The organism is Lacticaseibacillus camelliae DSM 22697 = JCM 13995, from assembly GCF_001436615.1.
Taxonomy (GTDB): Bacteria; Bacillota; Bacilli; order Lactobacillales; family Lactobacillaceae; genus Lacticaseibacillus; species Lacticaseibacillus camelliae.
In genome coordinates this window covers 1-15622 of the sequence record NZ_AYZJ01000032.1, presented here as the reverse complement: position 1 = coordinate 15622, position 15622 = coordinate 1, and the positions used below count along the sequence as shown (strand labels likewise).

Here is a 15622-nt window from a genome sequence, read left to right as displayed (position 1 = left end):
AAGTGCTAACTTAAGTTTACTCAATTGGGGCGTGGATTCGCTTCTCATAAGCATCGAGCCATGCCTGAGTGACCGGTTCGATGACGGTGGTGTGATCCGGGCCCGGGTTAGCCATCAGGATCCGCGCGAGTTCATCAGAAGTCGCCACGCTGAACGTAAACTCCACGTTGGTCGCCGTGCCCCACTCGCCTTGGTTGTTCATCGCGACCAGCGAGAACTCACCGGCCTTGCCGTAACGCTTCTTCAGCTTTTCGATGAACGGGTAAACGGCATGGTCACACGCGTCCTGCGGCGTCTCGCCTTCACCCATGCGCCGGACGATTTCGTAAGACAGCACGCCCTTCATGATGTCCTCGCCCAGACCGGTGGCCGCGGCGCCGCCAATGGTCGAATCCACGTAGTAGCCGGAACCGGACAGCGGCGAATCGCCCACCCGGCCGGCTTTTTTCATGAACAGGCCGGACGTTGAGGTGCCGGCCGCCATGGAGCCGCTGGTCGCCAGGGTGATCGCGCCGACCGTATCGTGACCATCATACGGCTTGTCAGTGGCCTGCAGCTCCTTGAGCCGCTTTTGCCAACGAGCCTTGGCGCGGTCCGTCAGCATGTTGGTCATCTCAAAGCCGTTTTTCATGGCAAACTTGGTCGCGCCTTCGCCGACGCGGAAGCTGTTGTAGTGCTGGTGGCTCAAAGCGCGGGCAACGGAAACCGCGTGCTTAACGTTTTGAATGCCGCCGACCGCGCCTTGCGCCAGCGTGTCACCGTCCATGAAGGCCGCATCCATTTCGACGACGCCTTCCTCGTTCGGCAGGCCGCCGTAGCCGACGGACTTGTAGAACGGAAACGCCTCGACCTCGTTAATCAGCGTCTCCACCGCATCCCCGGCAGTGCCGTTTTCGGCTAATAACTTGCTGGCCTTCACGACGCCTTCGTGCGCCATGCGCCAGGTGGCAATTGTGCCCCATTTGCTCATCAGAAAATTCCTCCTTTACTGCTGGTTGCCCATGGCGATGATGGCACTCATGTATACCGCCATGTTCAACATCAGGTCCTTCTCATCCATCCATTCATCTTGCTTGTGCGCAATCCCTTTTTGGCCGGGAAAACTCGGGCCGTACGCCACGATGTTCGGCATGGCCCGCGCATAAGTGGCGCCGGTGGTGGTCAGTGGCGTCCCGTCCAGGCCGGTAACGTCCTCGTACACCTTGGACAGCTCGGCGATGAACGGATCGTGCTTGTCGTGCATGACGCCGGGGATACTGCGGACGACGGTGATCGTGCTGCCCGCCGGCACGGCCTTTTTGAGGCCGGCCGTGACGTCGGCCTCGGTAAAGCTGACGGGGTAGCGCATGGCCACTTCCAGCACCATCGCGTCATCCTGCTTGGTCAGCTTGTACGGCGTCACAATCAGCTTGCCGGAATCGGCGTCTTCAAACGCAATGCCGAGCCCTTCGCCGTAGTGCTTTTCGTGCAAAGCATCGACTACCCACTGGAAGTATGCCTTCAGCGGCCCTTGAACCAAGTCGTCATCGACCGCGTCCTTGGCCAGCCAGGTGATCGCATTTTCGCCCATTTCCGGCGCGTTGGTTGGGGTGCGCCGACCTTTGACCGTCAGCGGCTTACCGTTTAGAGCGACAGTCAGTTCGTCAGGCACGTGGTCCATCGCCTGGTCGCCCACGATGTCGCTGAGTTGGTCCAGGCTGCTGTGCGGCAGCGGCGTTTTGATTTGATAGTTAACGATCCCGCGTTCGCCGTAGACGACCGGCCACTTGCAGTCAGGCGTGAAACCGAAGCGCGGCGCCTTTTCCTGCTTCAGATACAGTGGGACATCGGCTGACCCGCTTTCCTCGTCCGAGCCGAAAATCAACCGCACGGTCCGGTGCAGCTTGACGCCAGCGTCCTTCAGCAGCTTCATGCCGTACAGACTGGCAATGCTGGCACCTTTGTTGTCGAGCACGCCGCGGCCAAAGAAGCGGCCGTCTTTTTCGCTCAGCTTAAACGGCGGGTACGACCAGCCGTCGCCAGCCGGCACCACGTCCAAGTGGCCGACAATGCCAACGTAATCGTCGTTGTCGTCGCCCCACTGCACGTAGGCCATCGCGTCGTTCACAATGCCGGTTTGAAACCCGTACTGCTGACCCAGCTTGACGACGGCGTCCAGCACCGCCCGCGGACCCTTGCCGAACGGCGCGTGCGGAGCCGGCTCGCCCTTCACGCTTTGAATCTGCATGATCGCGTCCAGCGCGTCGAGAAACTCATCGCGATGATCCGCGACTAACTGCTTAATTGTCTTGGTGTCCATGGCTACCTCCTTAAAATTTGCGTTTTGAAGTCATAATCGCGGCCACAGCCTTAGTTGCGCTACGGGCTCGCAACGGGGGAACGCCTAACGCCTCACCGGCAAAAAACGCCGGCAATGCGTTAGGCTAGGCTAGCTGTCCCCCTAAACCGCGAGCCCTCCGCAGCCTGTTTTAGTTGCGCTCCACGCGGCAACGCCCGAGCGCTTAGCTACGCCCGACGCCTCGCCGCCAAAAACCGGCGGCAATGAGCCAGGCTAGGCTAATCGTCGGGCTAAGTGCGCCGCGCTCCACAGCCTGCCTTAGTGTCCCTGCCGCGTCAGCGTTGACTTAAACGAATACTTATCCGCCCGGTAGTACGACGTATCATAGAAAATTGGCTTGGAATCGGCCGTGTAGGTGACCGAATTCACCCGGAGCAGCGGGTCGCCCAGGTGCACGTGCAGCAGGTCCGCGAGCTCCGAATCCACCAAAATGGCCTCGATTTCTTGATGCGAGTACGCAATTGGCACCTCGCGCTCGATCAGGTCGAACAACGACCCAGTGAAGTCTGCGGCCGTCCGATTGGCAACATACTCGTGGCAAATCGCGATTTTCTCGATCGTCATCGGGTCGTCGTCCCAGAACCGGCGGCGAACCAGCAGATCTACCCGCTGGTCATGGCGATTCTCCAGCTCCAGGGCATCAGTCACGACGCGCGGCAGTTGCTCAGCTGGGCCGAAGCTCAGGACCTCGGTACGACTGACCTTGCCGTACGCTTTGGCCGCTTCGGTGAAGCCCTGCAGCCCCATGCGGCCACTTTCGACTTTTGACGGCGTCGCCATCACATAGGTGCCCTTGCCCGGGTCCTTGACCAGGATCTGCTGGCGAATCAGCAGGTCAATCGCCTTGCGCACCGTCAGCCGGCTGACGTCAAACTCCTTGGCCAGGTCGTATTCAGACGGCAAGCGCTGCGCCGTCGAGTACACGCCGCGGCGTACGCGGTCGGCCAGCTGCCCGGCCACCTCCTCAAACTTGGTGATCATGCCAGCGCCTCCCTTTGCCAGTCGGCCCGGATCCCATCCATCAAGGCAATCAGCCGCGTGCCGATCTCCTCGTACTGGCTGGTGGCTAGGTTAGCCAGCGACACGCGCACGGCCCAGGGACTGCTGCCAAAGGCGCTGGTTTTCAGCAGCATGACGTGCTGCTGTTTGGCCAGTGCGACCAGCAGCTTGGTCACGGTCCAGTGCTTTTGCACATACTTGGCAAACGGCGCACCGTAACGCGTAGTGATCCACTGCAGCAGGTCGATGTCGCAATAGTACGCCGTGTCCAGCGCCGGCAGCGGCTGGGCAAGGCCCATCACCGCCAGCAGCTGTTTTTCACGGGTGCGGCAGATATTGATCACCTCGCGCTTGTACGCTCGCCCTTCCGTCGCCATGCCGTAAAGGGCAAACAAGGCGCTCATCACCTGCTGCGGCCCGGAAAGTCCGGCCGCGTGGTTCAGCGCGATGTCGCGAGAGTCGGCGACCAGCCGATCGATAAAGCTGAGATCGTCGGGATCGGGCGTCACTGAGGCGTACCGCGCGTCGACACGCGTCTTGACGTCGCTTGGGAGCCTTTCAATCAACTCATCAAAGATGCTATCCTGGGCCACCGCCAGCGCCCCGACCCGCCAGCCGGTGGCGCCGAAGTACTTGGAAAAAGAATACAGCAGCGCCGTGTTGTGCGGCAGCGCGGCGAACACGGACAGGAACTGCGGCACAAACGTCCCGTAGACGTCGTCGCTGAGGATCATCAGGTCCGGCCGCGGTCCTGCAACCAGCTGCTGCAGGGTTTTCAGCGTCGCCGGCGCCATGGCGTTCGCCGTCGGGTTGCTGGGGTTGACGATGAACGCCGCCTTGACCCGCGGGTCGCGCAGCTTGGCCAGCTCCTCATCGGCGTACCAGTAGCTGGTGCGCCCGCCAGCCTCCTGCACCTGATGGGCGCGAATCTTCACCACATCAAAATGGTAGTGCGGCAGCGTGGGTAACTCCAGGTAGGGGGCAAACGTCGGCAGAAACAGCGCAATGCGGTTGCCGGCGTCCAGCAATCCCGTGTGCATCAGCGTGTCAAACAGGTAGCAGATCCCGGCAGTGCCGCCTTCCGTGGGAAACACGTCAAAGTCCAGCTGCCGGTTCTGAAACAGCTCGCGGCTCAGGTACGCCTTCAGCGGCTGTTCGGCCACCTTCAGGCACCGCACCGGCGCCGGGTAGTTGTCGCCGATGATTGCATCACAGGCCTGGGTCAGCCAGCCTGCAAACGACTCGCCCAGCTGATCGACTGGCGCCGCGGCCACTGTCTGCAGAAATTGGGCACCAGCCCCCGCATGCGCCGCAAGAAACGTCTTGAACCGGGCCAGCCGCTCGGCACTGGGTTGGATCTGCCGGGCGGTCAGCTGCGGCGTACTCCGCAAAGTCTCCTGGACGGCGAACTGCCCAAGCAGAAAAAAGGCTTCCCGCGGCGTTGGCGCCGTCCAGTTGGGATTGCCGCGGCCCGCGTTGAGTAGCGGCAGCCCCTGGCGCGGGTCGATCTGCCGCTCCAGGTATAAACTCAGTTCAAATGGGGACAAGGTTTCAAGCTCAGATTCTGACACCTGTCTCACCTCGCTTCGCCAATAGATTTTAGGATACGCTTTATAGTATATACTAGTTGCTTAGGAAAACGATGACAAGCCGCTCTGATAGGCTTTTTGCGCATACCAGTGGGCCGACTCTGAGCGAAACCGTGTGCTGGCCCAGCTGCTATGCTAAAGTACAATTAGATTAATCGTTAACCGCACACTAGGAGGCCCGAAATGAACACCCCAACGCTGGTCATCGAACAACAATTCACCCTCTGGGTCCTGTACTTTTTTTCCTACGCCTTCGTCGGCTGGGTCTGGGAGTCGGGCTATGTCAGTTTCAAGAAGCGTCAGTGGGTCAACTCGGGGTTTCTCAACGGCCCGGTGATCCCAGTTTACGGCTTTTCCATCACGGCGGTACTGGTGCTGTTGCATCCGGTTGAGAATAACCTCTTGCTCCTGTACCTGGGCTCGGCAGTGCTGATCACCATCATCGAGTACGTCACCTCCTGGCTGATGGAAAAACTCTTCCACGCCCGGTGGTGGGACTACTCCGATATCCCGCTGAACTTCCAAGGCCGCGTCGCCTTACCGATCTCCGCCTTCTGGGGTGTCGGCGTCGTCTTCGTGGTTAAGGTCGTACATCCCGTTGTGGCGCGGTTCGTGACCCACCTCGACGTGAAGTACGGGATCTTCGCGGCCATTGTTTTCCTCGCCTTCTTCATGTTCGACTTCGGCTTCACGCTGGCCAACGTCCTCGCGATGGGCGCGGCAACCAAGCGCATTGGCGACGCCATCGACCAGAAAAAGCAGGAACTGCGGGACTCCGTTGATACGGCGGCGGCCAAGCTGGAAAGCGAGCACGGCTGGTTGGATGATTACCGCCAGCATCAGGGCGACATGGCCAAGCTGCCGAACCTCAGCTGGGTCCAGCGGCGGCTGCTCAACTCCTTCCCGCACCTGCAGCTGCACGACACCAAGACCCCGCCGAAAGACATCGCCGATTTGGCCGAACTGCTGAAGCGGCGGCGCAAGCAAGGCAAATAACAGCAAAAAGCAGGTGGCAGCGCTCCCGAATCGGATCGCTGTCACCTGCTTTTCATGTGTCTGCCTAATCAATCATCCGCGGCGGTCTGCGCCTGTTCGCGCAACGCAGCCAGCAATTTATCTGTCGCCTTCATCGAGGGGTAAAATTGGCGTCGGCCCGGCCGTGTCATCTTGAGGTCCAGGGTGCCGTACTGCGGCGTGTACTGCTTCAGATCTGCCGCAGTCAGTCCCTGCGCATCGGCTAGCCGCCAGATTTCATCGAGCTTTTGGTCCAACGCACGTAGACGCTGCTTGTTGTAGCTGGCCGATAGCAGCAGCCACATCACCCACAGCAGCATTCCCAGCCGCGAGGCGTTGCCGCCCAGCGCCACGGCGACCACCAACGTCACCAGCATTAAGGCTGCGTACAGCAGCCGCGATTTTGTCAGACTCATCCCACTGCTCCTTTACTGGGTCTACTTGCGATGGTGCTTCTTCACCGGCGCCTGCTGCGCCGGCAACTTTTCCGCCAACGTTTTAATGGCCGCCTTGTTCATCAAGAAGCGGTGGTTCTCCGGCCTCGATTCGTCCAGATCATGCTCGGAATACTGCGGCACCAGCTGACGAACGGTCTTCGTGCTCAGTCCGCGCTCATCGGCCAGCGCCCATAGTTTGCTCTGCGCTTCGTAGCGGCGCTTGGTGACGCGGCTTTGCCAGACCTGCGACCCAATCAGCCAGACAAACATGCCAATCCAGGCCAACAGGCGCGTGTGCGGCCCGGTCAAAATACGCGTCAGGATAAAAATCAGTGCGACGCCGACCGGTACCGCGATGGTGAAGATGGTGTTCCATTTTTTCACACTCATTCAAAGGCCCCCCTGAAGCTACTGGGTCAATTATCGCAACCTGTGCAAGCGAATACAACCCTAGCGGTCAAGATACTTACTGCCTTCGCGCACCGACAGCTTGCTCAGCTGGTGGCCGGAGATAAAAGTTCGCACCCATTGCGGGTCGGTTTTGCTGTACTGCCGCAGCGCCCAACCGATTGCCTTTTGGATGAAAAACTCCGACGTCTCGCGGTCGCGCAAGATCGCCTGTTGCAGCATCGCCAGGTCTGTCTGGTCCTTGCTCATCAGCTGCAGGTTCAGCGCGATGCGCCGCTCCCAGAAATTATCGCTGGCCTCAAACCCGTCAAACAACTGCCGCTTAACCGTCGAATCGGCGTCGGCGGCGCGACCGTACACCACGCGCCAGGCGTCGACGGTGTCCCACCAGGGTTTGGCCACGACCAGCGGCCGCAGCGCCAGCAGTTCCGCCACGGAAAATCTTCGCCAGTTGTGCTTGGCCAGGTCGATGGCGACGTACTGGTACTCGCGCTCGGGGCGGCGATACAGCGCTTGGCTCCAGGCCATCGCTGTAGTCGGCGGCGCCTGCAAACTGGCGTGCAGCAGCGCCTTGCTTTGAGCCAGGCGCGCCGGCGTCTTCACCCCGACAAACTGAAACTGGTTCTTCATGTATTTCGCCATCGGCGCCGCGTTGGCTGGATCGCCAACCAGCTGAAAGCTTGAAATTTGAGAATCGTCCGTCATCTCACGCCTCCTTGCTAGTATTGTCTTGCAGAGTCAAAGATACTCTTTTCGCCAGGCGACTCAACCGCGTTGATCACAGGCGCGGGTTGTTCAGCAGGCGCGTCCGGTACACCGCCGGAATGGCATCGAGCTTAGCAATCAGTTCCTCGGCGTCGGCCTGATTCAGCGCGTCGATGTCAATGATGGTGTAGGCCGTTTTGGCCAGCGCCGCGTTGCTCATGCCTTCAATGTTAATGTCCTCATTGGCCAGCAGCGTGGTGATCTGCCCGACCATGTTGGGGATATTCTGGTGCATGACGGTCAGGCGAAAGTGGGTGGTGAACGGCACGTCGAGGTGCGGCAGGTTGACCGAGTTGACAACGTTGCCAGTTTCCAGGAACTGCATCACCGTCTCCGCGCCTTGCACCGCCCCGTTAGCCTCCGCCTGGGCGGTCGAGCCGCCGATGTGCGGCGTGACCAGAATGTCCGGCCGGTCCAGGATGCTATCCTCGCCAAAATCGGTCAGGTAACGCTTCAGCCGGCCGGCGTCCAGCGCCTTGATGACCGCGGCGTTATCGACAATGCCGAGCCGGGCAAAATTCAGCAGCACGGCTCCTGGCTTCATTTCGTTCAGCTCTTTTTCCCCAATCAGGCCGATGGTTTCCTCGTTTTTCGGGGTGTGGACCGTGACGTAATCGGCGTCCTTCAGCGCCTCCGCCAAGCTCTGCGCGCGAATGGCGGTCGTGGGAATTTGCCAAGCGCTGTCGGCGGACAGGTACGGGTCGTAGCCGATCACTTTCATGCCCAGCGCACTGGCCGCCGCGGCGACCTTGGACCCAACGTGACCGACCCCGATGACCGCCAGCGTCTTACCCACGAGCTCGGTGCCGTTGAACTGGGTCTTTTCCTTTTCCGTGCGGGTGGAGATGTCCGCCCCGCTGTTGTGCTCCGCGTACGTGACCGCGGAGTACAGGTTCCGCGAGGCGATGATCAGCATCCCCACGACCAGCTCCTTGACCGCGTTGGCGTTGCTGCCAGGCGTGTTGAAGACGGCGATGCCGGCCTCGGTGGCGCGATGCAGCGGAATGTTGTTGTAGCCGGCGCCGCAGCGGACGATCACCTTGAGGCTCGCCGGAAACTCGGCGTCGCGCAGGTTGACCGAGCGGATCAGATAAGCATCCGGCTGGGCGCTTTGGTTGAGTGCAAAATCCGCGGTGAAGCGGTCGAGCCCGGCCTGGGCGATCGCGTTATACGTTTTGACTTGATACATGTCGTTTACCTCCTAGTGGTGCTGCTCAAAGTCGTGAAGAAAATCGATCAAGGCGTCAACGCCGGCCTCCGGCATCGCGTTGTACAAGCTGGCGCGCAGGCCGCCGACGCTGCGATGGCCCTTGAGGTTCATCAGCCCCGCCTTCGCCGCGGCGGCCACGGCCGCCTGGTCGAGCTTGGCGTCACCGGTGACAAACGGGACGTTGGTCAGCGAGCGGTCCTTTGGCTGAACCAGGTTGTGGAACAGCTTGGACTGGTCGAGAAAGGCGTATAGCTTCGCGGACTTTTTCTCGTTGCGCGCCTGCAGGGCATCGACCCCGCCCTGGGCCTTCGCCCACTTGAGGGTCAGCCCCAGCGCGTAAATGGCGAACACCGGCGGCGTGTTGTACAGCGAATCCTTTTTGATGAATAAGTCATAGTCCAGCATGCTGGGCAGGCCAGTTAGGTGGTGCACCAGCGCCTTTTTCACAATGACCAGGGTGACGCCGGCGGGTCCCAGGTTCTTCTGGGCGCCGGCAAAAATCTCGGCGAAATCCTGGACGCGGTAGCGCTGGGCCAAAATGTTCGAGGACATGTCCCCAATCAGCGGTGTGCCATTGGCGTTCGGCAGGTCGCGATACGCGGTGCCTTCAATGGTGTTGTTGGTCGTGATGTGCAGGTAGTCGTAAGTGTCCTTTGCCAGCGGTGCGGCCAGGTGCGGCAGGTGGTGGTAGTGGTCTGCTAAGCTCGACCCCACGGTGTCGGCGGTCACCCCGAGGTTCGCGGCCTCGTCCCGCGCGCGGGTCGCCCACTGACCCGAGTCCAGCACGGCGATGCGGTGGTACTTGGTCGCCATGTTCAGCGGTGCGGCCGCGAATTGACCGGTGCCGCCGCCTTGGAAGAACAGGATCGCATAGTCGTCGGGAATGGCCATCAGGTCGCGAAGGTCCTGCTTGGCGGTTTGCAGGATTTCATCGAACTGGGCTGACCGGTGCGAGATCTCCATGATGCTCATCCCCGAGCCGTTCAGCGACGGCAGTTCCTTTTGAATCTGGTTGACGACCGGCACCGGCATGACGGCGGGTCCGGCAGCAAAGTTATAAACTGGCATAATTTTCTCCTCCTCGAATGACCCAATAAAAAACGTCCTCACAGCTGACTGTGAGGACGTGAGGTGAAGCATTCACGGTCTCACAGGATTAGCACCTGCGAGACCATTTGGTTTGAAGGAAACTCAAATCACGGTCTGCGCAAATGCGAGCAGCATGACCGTGATGATGAAATGAGGTTGTGACTATGTTGGGTTGTCATAAAAATAACCTCCTGCTTCCTTTGATGCTCACACTGTATCATGATTAAAATTTGATGTCAACTTGATGAGGTGTGCGATAATAAAAGCAACAGCAGTCAGGGAGGATAACATGACCACTTTTTACTTTATTCGCCACGGCCAGACCACGGCCAACACGCAGTACATCAAGCAAGGCATCATCAACGACGAACGCACTCACCTGACTGAGACTGGCAAGCAGCAGGCCGAACACCTCGCCGCCAGCTTCGACCTCAGCGGGTGCACCGCAATGCTGGTCAGCCCGCTGGCCCGCACCCAGGAGACGGCCGCCATTTTAAACGCCAAGGCGCACCTGCCGATCACGTTGGACAAGCGACTGCTGGAGATCTCTTACGGCAAGTGGGACGGCCAAAACAACCACGAGCTGGAGCGGCAGTATCCCGACGTGTACGACCCGGTCCTGCACGACGTCCTGCCGACTTACGTGAAGTACGCCAAGGACGGCGAGACGTTTGACGCCGTGGTGGGGCGCGTGGCTGACTTCATGGCCGCGCAAACCGCCGCACATCCCGACCAGCAGCTGGTGGTCGTCACCCACGGCTTCACGGTCAAGGCCGCCGCGTTGGCGGTCCTGCACCCCCAGGACCCCATGAGTCTGCCGGAGCCGGACAACACCTCCGTGACTAAAATCACGCAAACCGCCAGTGGTGCCGCGCACCTGTGGTACTACAACCGGTTTGACGCCCAAACGTATTAAGTGATCGCCGCCAGCGGCGATTTTTTTGCGTTATGCCAGGGATTGAAGATAGTTGACTAAGTAAGCTAATGATAATGTAACCGTTCTCGCCGTCCTTATGATATGCTGATATTATCAAAAAAAGATTGTGGCTGTTTTAATGGCTAACAATTAAAAAGGCGGTTTAGCAGATGAAAGTGATCGTTGTTGGTTCTTCCCATGGCGGATACGAGGCGGTACGGGGGATTTTGCAAGAGGCCCCAGAGACTGAAATCCAGTGGTACGAAAAAGGGGACTTTATCTCATTTCTCTCCTGCGGCATGCAGCTGTACCTCGAAGGCGTGGTGAAAAACGTGAATGACGTCCGGTATGCCACACCTGACACAGCACGGGCCCAAGGCGTCGACGTCTTCGTGCGTCAGGAAATCACGGCAGTGGCCCCCCTGCAGCATGAGGTCACCGTGCATGACTTAAATGACGACACCAGCCGCACCGAGCACTACGACCAGCTGGTCCTGGCCGTTGGTGCCGAGCCCGCAAAGCTCGCCGTGCCTGGTGCGGATCTTGCCAATGTTTACGCCATGCGCGGCCGCGACTGGGCGATTCGGTTGAAGGCCAAAACCGTCGATCCGGACACGGCGAATGTGGTCGTGATTGGCGCCGGCTATATCGGTGTTGAGGCCGCAGAAGTGTTTGCCAAAGCCGGCAAGCATGTCACCTTAATTGACATCTTGCCGCGCGCCTTGCAGCTTTACCTCGACGAGGAATTTACGAGCCGGCTGACCGAAACCCTGGTCGCGCACGGCATCACCCCAGCCATGGGGCAAAGTGTGGAGGAATTCACCGGTAAGGACGGGCAGGTCGCCGGTGTGCTCACTGATCAGGCGGAATTCCCCGCCGAATTGGTGATTCTCTCCGCTGGCATCAAGCCGGCCACCCACTGGCTGAAAGGCGCCGTCGAGCTCGACGCCAAGGGCCTGATCAAGGTGAACGACTACCAGCAGACCTCGGCGGCTGACGTTTACGCCGTGGGCGATGCCACCTTGGTCCCTTACGCCCCGGTCGGCGGCAAACAGCGCATTGCGCTGGCGACGGTGGCGCGGCGGCAGGGCCGAACGGCGGCGAAAAATATCCTCGGTCAACGCCTGAAAATGCCTTCAGTCTCCGGCTCCTCGGCGCTTTCGGTGTTTGACTACCATTTTGCCAGCACCGGCGTCAAGGAAGGCACCGCCGCCAAGTTGGGCATTGCCATCAAATCGATATATGTCGAAGATGCCGCGCGCCCGGCGTTTGTGCCGGATGCTGCGGGCAACGCCCCGGTGTACTTCAAGCTGACCTACGCGGCGGATAGCCAGCGCATTCTAGGCGCGCAGATCATGTCCAAGGTCGACGTGACCGCAAACATTAACGTCATCAGTCTGGCGATTCAGGGAAAAATGACCCTCAGCGACCTGGCGTACGCCGACTTTTTCTTCCAGCCGGGCTTTGACCGGCCCTGGCACATCATTAACGTCGCGGCCCAGCAAGCATTGCTGGGGAAAACGACTGTGAAAGCTGAATAAGCCCAAGCGCGGCAAAAAGGCGTCGGAAAATTTTCCGGCGCCCTTTTTATGGTTTATTCCGCTAAAAACCCTTGCTCACGGATCGCCGCCTGCAGGTCACCGCGCTTTTCCGGCAAAACCTGTGCGAACCGGGCGATGCGCGCCGTGAAGGTCTCCTCGCGCCGGTTGGTATCGCGCGTCGCGTAGTAGTCGTGAATGACCTGATCGTACGCTCCCATCGCCAGCGGCTCTGGCAAGGCGTAGTGGTTTTCAAAATGCACAGCCGCTTCCGGCAGCCGCGGCTTTTCCTGCGGGGCCTGGGCGGGGTGGCCAACAAGCAGGCCCAGGACGGGGAACGTCAGCTGCGGCAAGCCCAGCAGCGCAATCAGCTGCCGCGGGTCGTTCAAAATACTGCCGAGCAGCACGGCCCCCAGCCCTAAGCTTTCGGCCGCGTTCACCACATTTTGTGCCGCCAGCACAGCGTCTGAAACCGCCTGGATGAACTTGTCGGTCGAGCCCAGGTGAGTCTGCGAAACGCCGGCCTGCTGGGCGATCACCGCAGCGCAATGCTGATCGGCGACGAACACAAACAGGTGTCCGTTTTGATTGATGTACGGCTGCTTGGCGATCGCCGCAATTTGACCGCGCAAGTGCCGGTCTGTGATCGACAGCACCGAAAAGCTTTGCAAATAATGCGAGGTCGCGGTGTGCTGGGCGACGGCGACCAGCTGGGTCAAGGTCTCCTGCGGCAGCGGCTCATCCGTAAAATAACGGATGGTGCGGTGATGGAGTTGGCGGTTAATCATGTCATTCAGCGGTTCGCTCATAGTTCTACCTCTCTGTCCAGGTCAGTCGTGCGCGTTCAGCCACTGGTCCAGCACGGAAATAAACTCGTCGTGCTGGTCAAGCAGCGCCAGGTGGCGGGAGTTGGCAAACAGGTGCCACTTCGCCCCTGGAATGTGGTCGTAAACGGTTTTGGCGATCAGCGGCGTGCAGAGGTCGTCGGTGCCGTTCGTGACCAGCACCGGCACGTGGATCTTGTGCAGATCCTCAGTCACCTCAAAGTCGAAAATCGTGCCGTTTTCGGTGAATTCGTTTGGCCCCTCGGCAATCAGGCTGGCGCGCTTACCGTTGGTCGGCCGGCGCAGCGGCTCCGGTGAGTCCGGCGTCGGGTCGTCCCAGCAGTACCGCTCCATGTAGCGGTCATTGGCGGCCAGGTACTTCGGGCTGGTGAAGTCACCGGTGCGCTCGGCCTCAGCGATCGCCGTGCGGTCTTCATAAGACAGGTACGAAATCAGCCGGTGCTGCTCCTTGATCCAAAGCTTGATGGACGACGGCGAGCCATCGATCATCACGGACTTGATGCCCTTGGGATCCAGGGTGGTCAAGTAGTACATTTCCAGCATGCCGCCCCACGACTGGCCCAGCATGTGGATCTCGTCCAGGTGCAGGTACTCGCGCAGCGCGACAAGCTCTTCCCGCCAAGTCTCGCGGACGTATAGGCTTTCGTCTTCCGGTAGCGACGACTTGCCGCAGCCGACCTGGTCGTACATGATCAGCTGGCGGCCGGTTTCGGCGTAATCGTCCATCAGTTCAAAATAGTTGTGCGAGGACCCTGGGCCACCATGAATCAGCAGCAGCGGCGCCTTGCCGGGCGTCTTTTCCCCGACGATGCGGTAGTACGTCTTGTAGCCGTGAAACGGCATGTAGCCTTCTTCGATTTTCACTGGAGATACCTTCTTTTCTTTGCTTTATAAGCGTCATTATAGGCCTTGTGAGGCCCCTCTGTAAAAGTCACGCAGCCGTTAAATCGCCGCTCAAGCAAAAATTGGTCGGTATGTCAGACAAGCTCACATAATCTGTTGCGATAAGTTTTCATCGCAGTATATTAAACGAGTTATTAAAATTGGTCTAGTACCTAGGAGGGGTCTTTATGCACATCGAAACTGACTGTATTGGCAGCTTGCCCATCGACGATGAGGTGCTGTACGGCATCAATACCGTCCGCGCACTCACAAATTTTCCCATCAGCCGGGAGCCAGCGGATCCGTTGCTGTTCAAAAGTCTGATCATGATCAAGAAAGCCGCGGCTACGGTCAACCAGGCCGCTGGCACCTTGCCGGCGGCCAAAGCCAAGGCCATTATCGCCGCCTGCAACGAGCTGCTGCTGGGCCGCCACTCTGAGGCTTTAGTTGCGCCAGCGATCCAGGGCAGCGCCGGTACCAGCGTCAATATGAACGTTAATGAGGTGGTGGCCAAGCTGGCACACCGGCTGAGCCCAGCCACAAAGGTCCACCCCAACGACGATGTCAATCGCTGCCAGTCGACCAACGACACTTACCCCTCAGCTGGAAAAATGGCGCTGCTTCAGGGTCAGCAAGGATTGCTGCAGGCGCTTGACCGGCTGAGCGCAGCGCTGCACACCAAGGCGAAAACGTACCAGTCCACCATCAAAGTCGCGCGCACGCAACTGCAGGACGCGGTGCCGATGACGTATGGCCAATCTTTTCACGCTTATGCCAGCATGTTCGGTCGCGACCTAACGCGATTGCGCGCCGCGGCCGCCGCACTGAGCCGCTTAAACCTCGGCGGCACAGCGGTGGGCACGGGCCTGAATGCAACCGCATTCTACCGCGCCCACATCATTGAGGCCACCGCCAAGGTCAGCGGTCTGCCCCTGCATGGGGCCCCTGATTTGATTGACGCCACGCAAAACGCCGATGTCTATGTCGACTACAGCAACGCGCTGAAAACCTTGGCGGTGAACTTAGGAAAGTTTGCCAACGACCTGCGTTTACTGGGCAGCGGCCCCCAGGCTGGGTTGAATGAACTTAAGTTGCCGGCGCGACAGGCAGGCTCATCGATCATGCCGAGCAAAGTCAACCCCGTCATTCCCGAGGTCGTCAACCAAGTCGCGTTCGAGGTCATGGGCCACAACGTTACCGTGACAATGGCGGCCGAGGCCGGCCAGCTGGAACTGAATGCTTTCGAGCCGATTATCTTTCGGGACTTATTGCAAGACCAGCGATACATGGCCGCCGCCCTCACGACCCTAGTCGACCACTGCGTCTCCGGCCTGACGGTAAACGAGGCGCAAGCGACCCACAACGTGGCGCACAGTGCCATCGCGGCCACAATTCTCAGCCCCTACCTGGGCTACCAAGCCACTGCGAACCTCATTCAGCAGGCGGTCTCAACAAGCCAACCCGTGCAAGCGCTTCTGCACGCCGGCCACCAGCTGCCCGACGCTCTGATCGACCAGCTATTCTCACCGGCAGTGCTGCCTCAATTTTCAAGTCAAGTGCAACGATGATAACGAATCCTTGATAGTGGTCTA

Annotated in this window: 15 protein-coding genes; 4 read left to right on the top strand and 11 right to left on the bottom strand. The window is 59.7% G+C overall.

Annotation, left to right across the window (positions count from 1 at the left end; translation table 11 throughout):
• Positions 1–16 precede the first annotated feature (16 nt).
• The 4 genes from FC75_RS07050 to aspD form a co-directional block, all read right to left on the bottom strand.
• On the bottom strand, positions 17–970 hold the full coding sequence (locus FC75_RS07050; RefSeq protein WP_054664101.1) for a glycosylasparaginase: 954 nt from the start codon (positions 968–970) through the stop codon (positions 17–19).
• A gap of 15 nt (positions 971–985) precedes the next feature.
• Complete coding sequence (locus FC75_RS07045) at positions 986–2299, bottom strand: Sapep family Mn(2+)-dependent dipeptidase (RefSeq protein ID WP_054664104.1); 1314 nt, start codon at positions 2297–2299, stop codon at positions 986–988.
• A gap of 297 nt (positions 2300–2596) precedes the next feature.
• Entirely contained in the window at positions 2597–3316 is a 720-nt protein-coding gene (locus FC75_RS07040) for a GntR family transcriptional regulator, LSA1692 subfamily (RefSeq protein ID WP_054664143.1), read from the bottom strand.
• Positions 3316–4917 carry an aspartate 4-decarboxylase gene (gene aspD, locus FC75_RS07035; protein ID WP_156403591.1) on the bottom strand — a complete coding sequence of 534 codons (1602 nt, stop codon included), beginning with the start codon at positions 4915–4917 and terminating at the stop codon, positions 3316–3318. The genes FC75_RS07040 and aspD overlap by 1 nt, the downstream gene beginning before the upstream one ends.
• A gap of 192 nt (positions 4918–5109) precedes the next feature.
• Here aspD and FC75_RS07030 point away from each other — a divergent pair, with 192 nt between their 5' ends.
• Complete coding sequence (locus tag FC75_RS07030; RefSeq protein ID WP_056989496.1) at positions 5110–5922, top strand: putative ABC transporter permease; 813 nt, start codon at positions 5110–5112, stop codon at positions 5920–5922.
• 68 nt (positions 5923–5990) lie between these two features.
• On the opposite strand, the gene FC75_RS07025 is transcribed toward FC75_RS07030, so the two are convergent.
• The 5 genes from FC75_RS07025 to serC all read right to left on the bottom strand — a co-directional run bounded on the left by FC75_RS07025 (position 5991) and on the right by serC (position 9828).
• Positions 5991–6356 carry a hypothetical protein gene (locus FC75_RS07025; protein WP_054664107.1) on the bottom strand — a complete coding sequence of 122 codons (366 nt, stop codon included), beginning with the start codon at positions 6354–6356 and terminating at the stop codon, positions 5991–5993.
• A 21-nt stretch (positions 6357–6377) separates the two neighbouring features.
• The gene (locus FC75_RS07020; RefSeq protein ID WP_056989495.1) at positions 6378–6767 is read right to left on the bottom strand and encodes a hypothetical protein; all 390 of its coding nucleotides are present in this window, start codon (positions 6765–6767) and stop codon (positions 6378–6380) included.
• 60 nt (positions 6768–6827) lie between these two features.
• Positions 6828–7490, bottom strand: a complete 663-nt coding sequence (locus FC75_RS07015; RefSeq protein WP_054664113.1) for a DNA alkylation repair protein — start codon at positions 7488–7490, stop codon at positions 6828–6830.
• A 73-nt stretch (positions 7491–7563) separates the two neighbouring features.
• On the bottom strand, positions 7564–8739 hold the full coding sequence (locus tag FC75_RS07010) for a phosphoglycerate dehydrogenase (RefSeq protein WP_054664117.1): 1176 nt from the start codon (positions 8737–8739) through the stop codon (positions 7564–7566).
• Positions 8740–8751: 12 nt separating this feature from the next.
• Positions 8752–9828 carry a 3-phosphoserine/phosphohydroxythreonine transaminase gene (gene serC, locus FC75_RS07005; RefSeq protein WP_054664120.1) on the bottom strand — a complete coding sequence of 359 codons (1077 nt, stop codon included), beginning with the start codon at positions 9826–9828 and terminating at the stop codon, positions 8752–8754.
• 310 nt (positions 9829–10138) lie between these two features.
• Between serC and FC75_RS07000 the strand changes: the two genes are divergently transcribed.
• Positions 10139–10765, top strand: a complete 627-nt coding sequence (locus tag FC75_RS07000) for a histidine phosphatase family protein (RefSeq protein WP_054664123.1) — start codon at positions 10139–10141, stop codon at positions 10763–10765.
• A gap of 170 nt (positions 10766–10935) precedes the next feature.
• The gene (locus FC75_RS06995; protein WP_054664126.1) at positions 10936–12306 is read left to right on the top strand and encodes an FAD-dependent oxidoreductase; all 1371 of its coding nucleotides are present in this window, start codon (positions 10936–10938) and stop codon (positions 12304–12306) included.
• A 53-nt stretch (positions 12307–12359) separates the two neighbouring features.
• Here the strand turns inward: FC75_RS06995 and FC75_RS06990 are convergent, their stop codons facing one another.
• Entirely contained in the window at positions 12360–13112 is a 753-nt protein-coding gene (locus FC75_RS06990; protein ID WP_056989494.1) for an NADPH-dependent oxidoreductase, read from the bottom strand.
• Between the two features lie 21 nt (positions 13113–13133).
• A complete protein-coding gene (gene pepI, locus FC75_RS06985; protein WP_054664129.1) occupies positions 13134–14012 on the bottom strand; it encodes a proline iminopeptidase in 879 nt (292 codons plus the stop codon).
• A 206-nt stretch (positions 14013–14218) separates the two neighbouring features.
• Between pepI and FC75_RS06980 the strand changes: the two genes are divergently transcribed.
• On the top strand, positions 14219–15598 hold the full coding sequence (locus FC75_RS06980; RefSeq protein WP_056989493.1) for an aspartate ammonia-lyase: 1380 nt from the start codon (positions 14219–14221) through the stop codon (positions 15596–15598).
• The last annotated feature ends 24 nt before the right edge of the window (positions 15599–15622 follow it).

What these genes read in the sequence shown, in the direction of transcription:
- FC75_RS06995 (WP_054664126.1), top strand. Translation starts at nt 10,936, where the DNA reads ATGAAAGTGATCGTTGTTGGTTCTTCCCATGGCGGATACGAGGCGGTA.
- serC (WP_054664120.1), bottom strand. Translation starts at nt 9,828, where the DNA reads ATGCCAGTTTATAACTTTGCTGCCGGACCCGCCGTCATGCCGGTGCCG.
- FC75_RS07030 (WP_056989496.1), top strand. Translation starts at nt 5,110, where the DNA reads ATGAACACCCCAACGCTGGTCATCGAACAACAATTCACCCTCTGGGTC.
- FC75_RS07050 (WP_054664101.1), bottom strand. Translation starts at nt 970, where the DNA reads ATGAGCAAATGGGGCACAATTGCCACCTGGCGCATGGCGCACGAAGGC.
- FC75_RS07045 (WP_054664104.1), bottom strand. Translation starts at nt 2,299, where the DNA reads ATGGACACCAAGACAATTAAGCAGTTAGTCGCGGATCATCGCGATGAG.
- FC75_RS07010 (WP_054664117.1), bottom strand. Translation starts at nt 8,739, where the DNA reads ATGTATCAAGTCAAAACGTATAACGCGATCGCCCAGGCCGGGCTCGAC.
- FC75_RS07025 (WP_054664107.1), bottom strand. Translation starts at nt 6,356, where the DNA reads ATGAGTCTGACAAAATCGCGGCTGCTGTACGCAGCCTTAATGCTGGTG.
- FC75_RS07015 (WP_054664113.1), bottom strand. Translation starts at nt 7,490, where the DNA reads ATGACGGACGATTCTCAAATTTCAAGCTTTCAGCTGGTTGGCGATCCA.
- FC75_RS06980 (WP_056989493.1), top strand. Translation starts at nt 14,219, where the DNA reads ATGCACATCGAAACTGACTGTATTGGCAGCTTGCCCATCGACGATGAG.
- FC75_RS07020 (WP_056989495.1), bottom strand. Translation starts at nt 6,767, where the DNA reads ATGAGTGTGAAAAAATGGAACACCATCTTCACCATCGCGGTACCGGTC.
- FC75_RS07000 (WP_054664123.1), top strand. Translation starts at nt 10,139, where the DNA reads ATGACCACTTTTTACTTTATTCGCCACGGCCAGACCACGGCCAACACG.
- FC75_RS06990 (WP_056989494.1), bottom strand. Translation starts at nt 13,112, where the DNA reads ATGAGCGAACCGCTGAATGACATGATTAACCGCCAACTCCATCACCGC.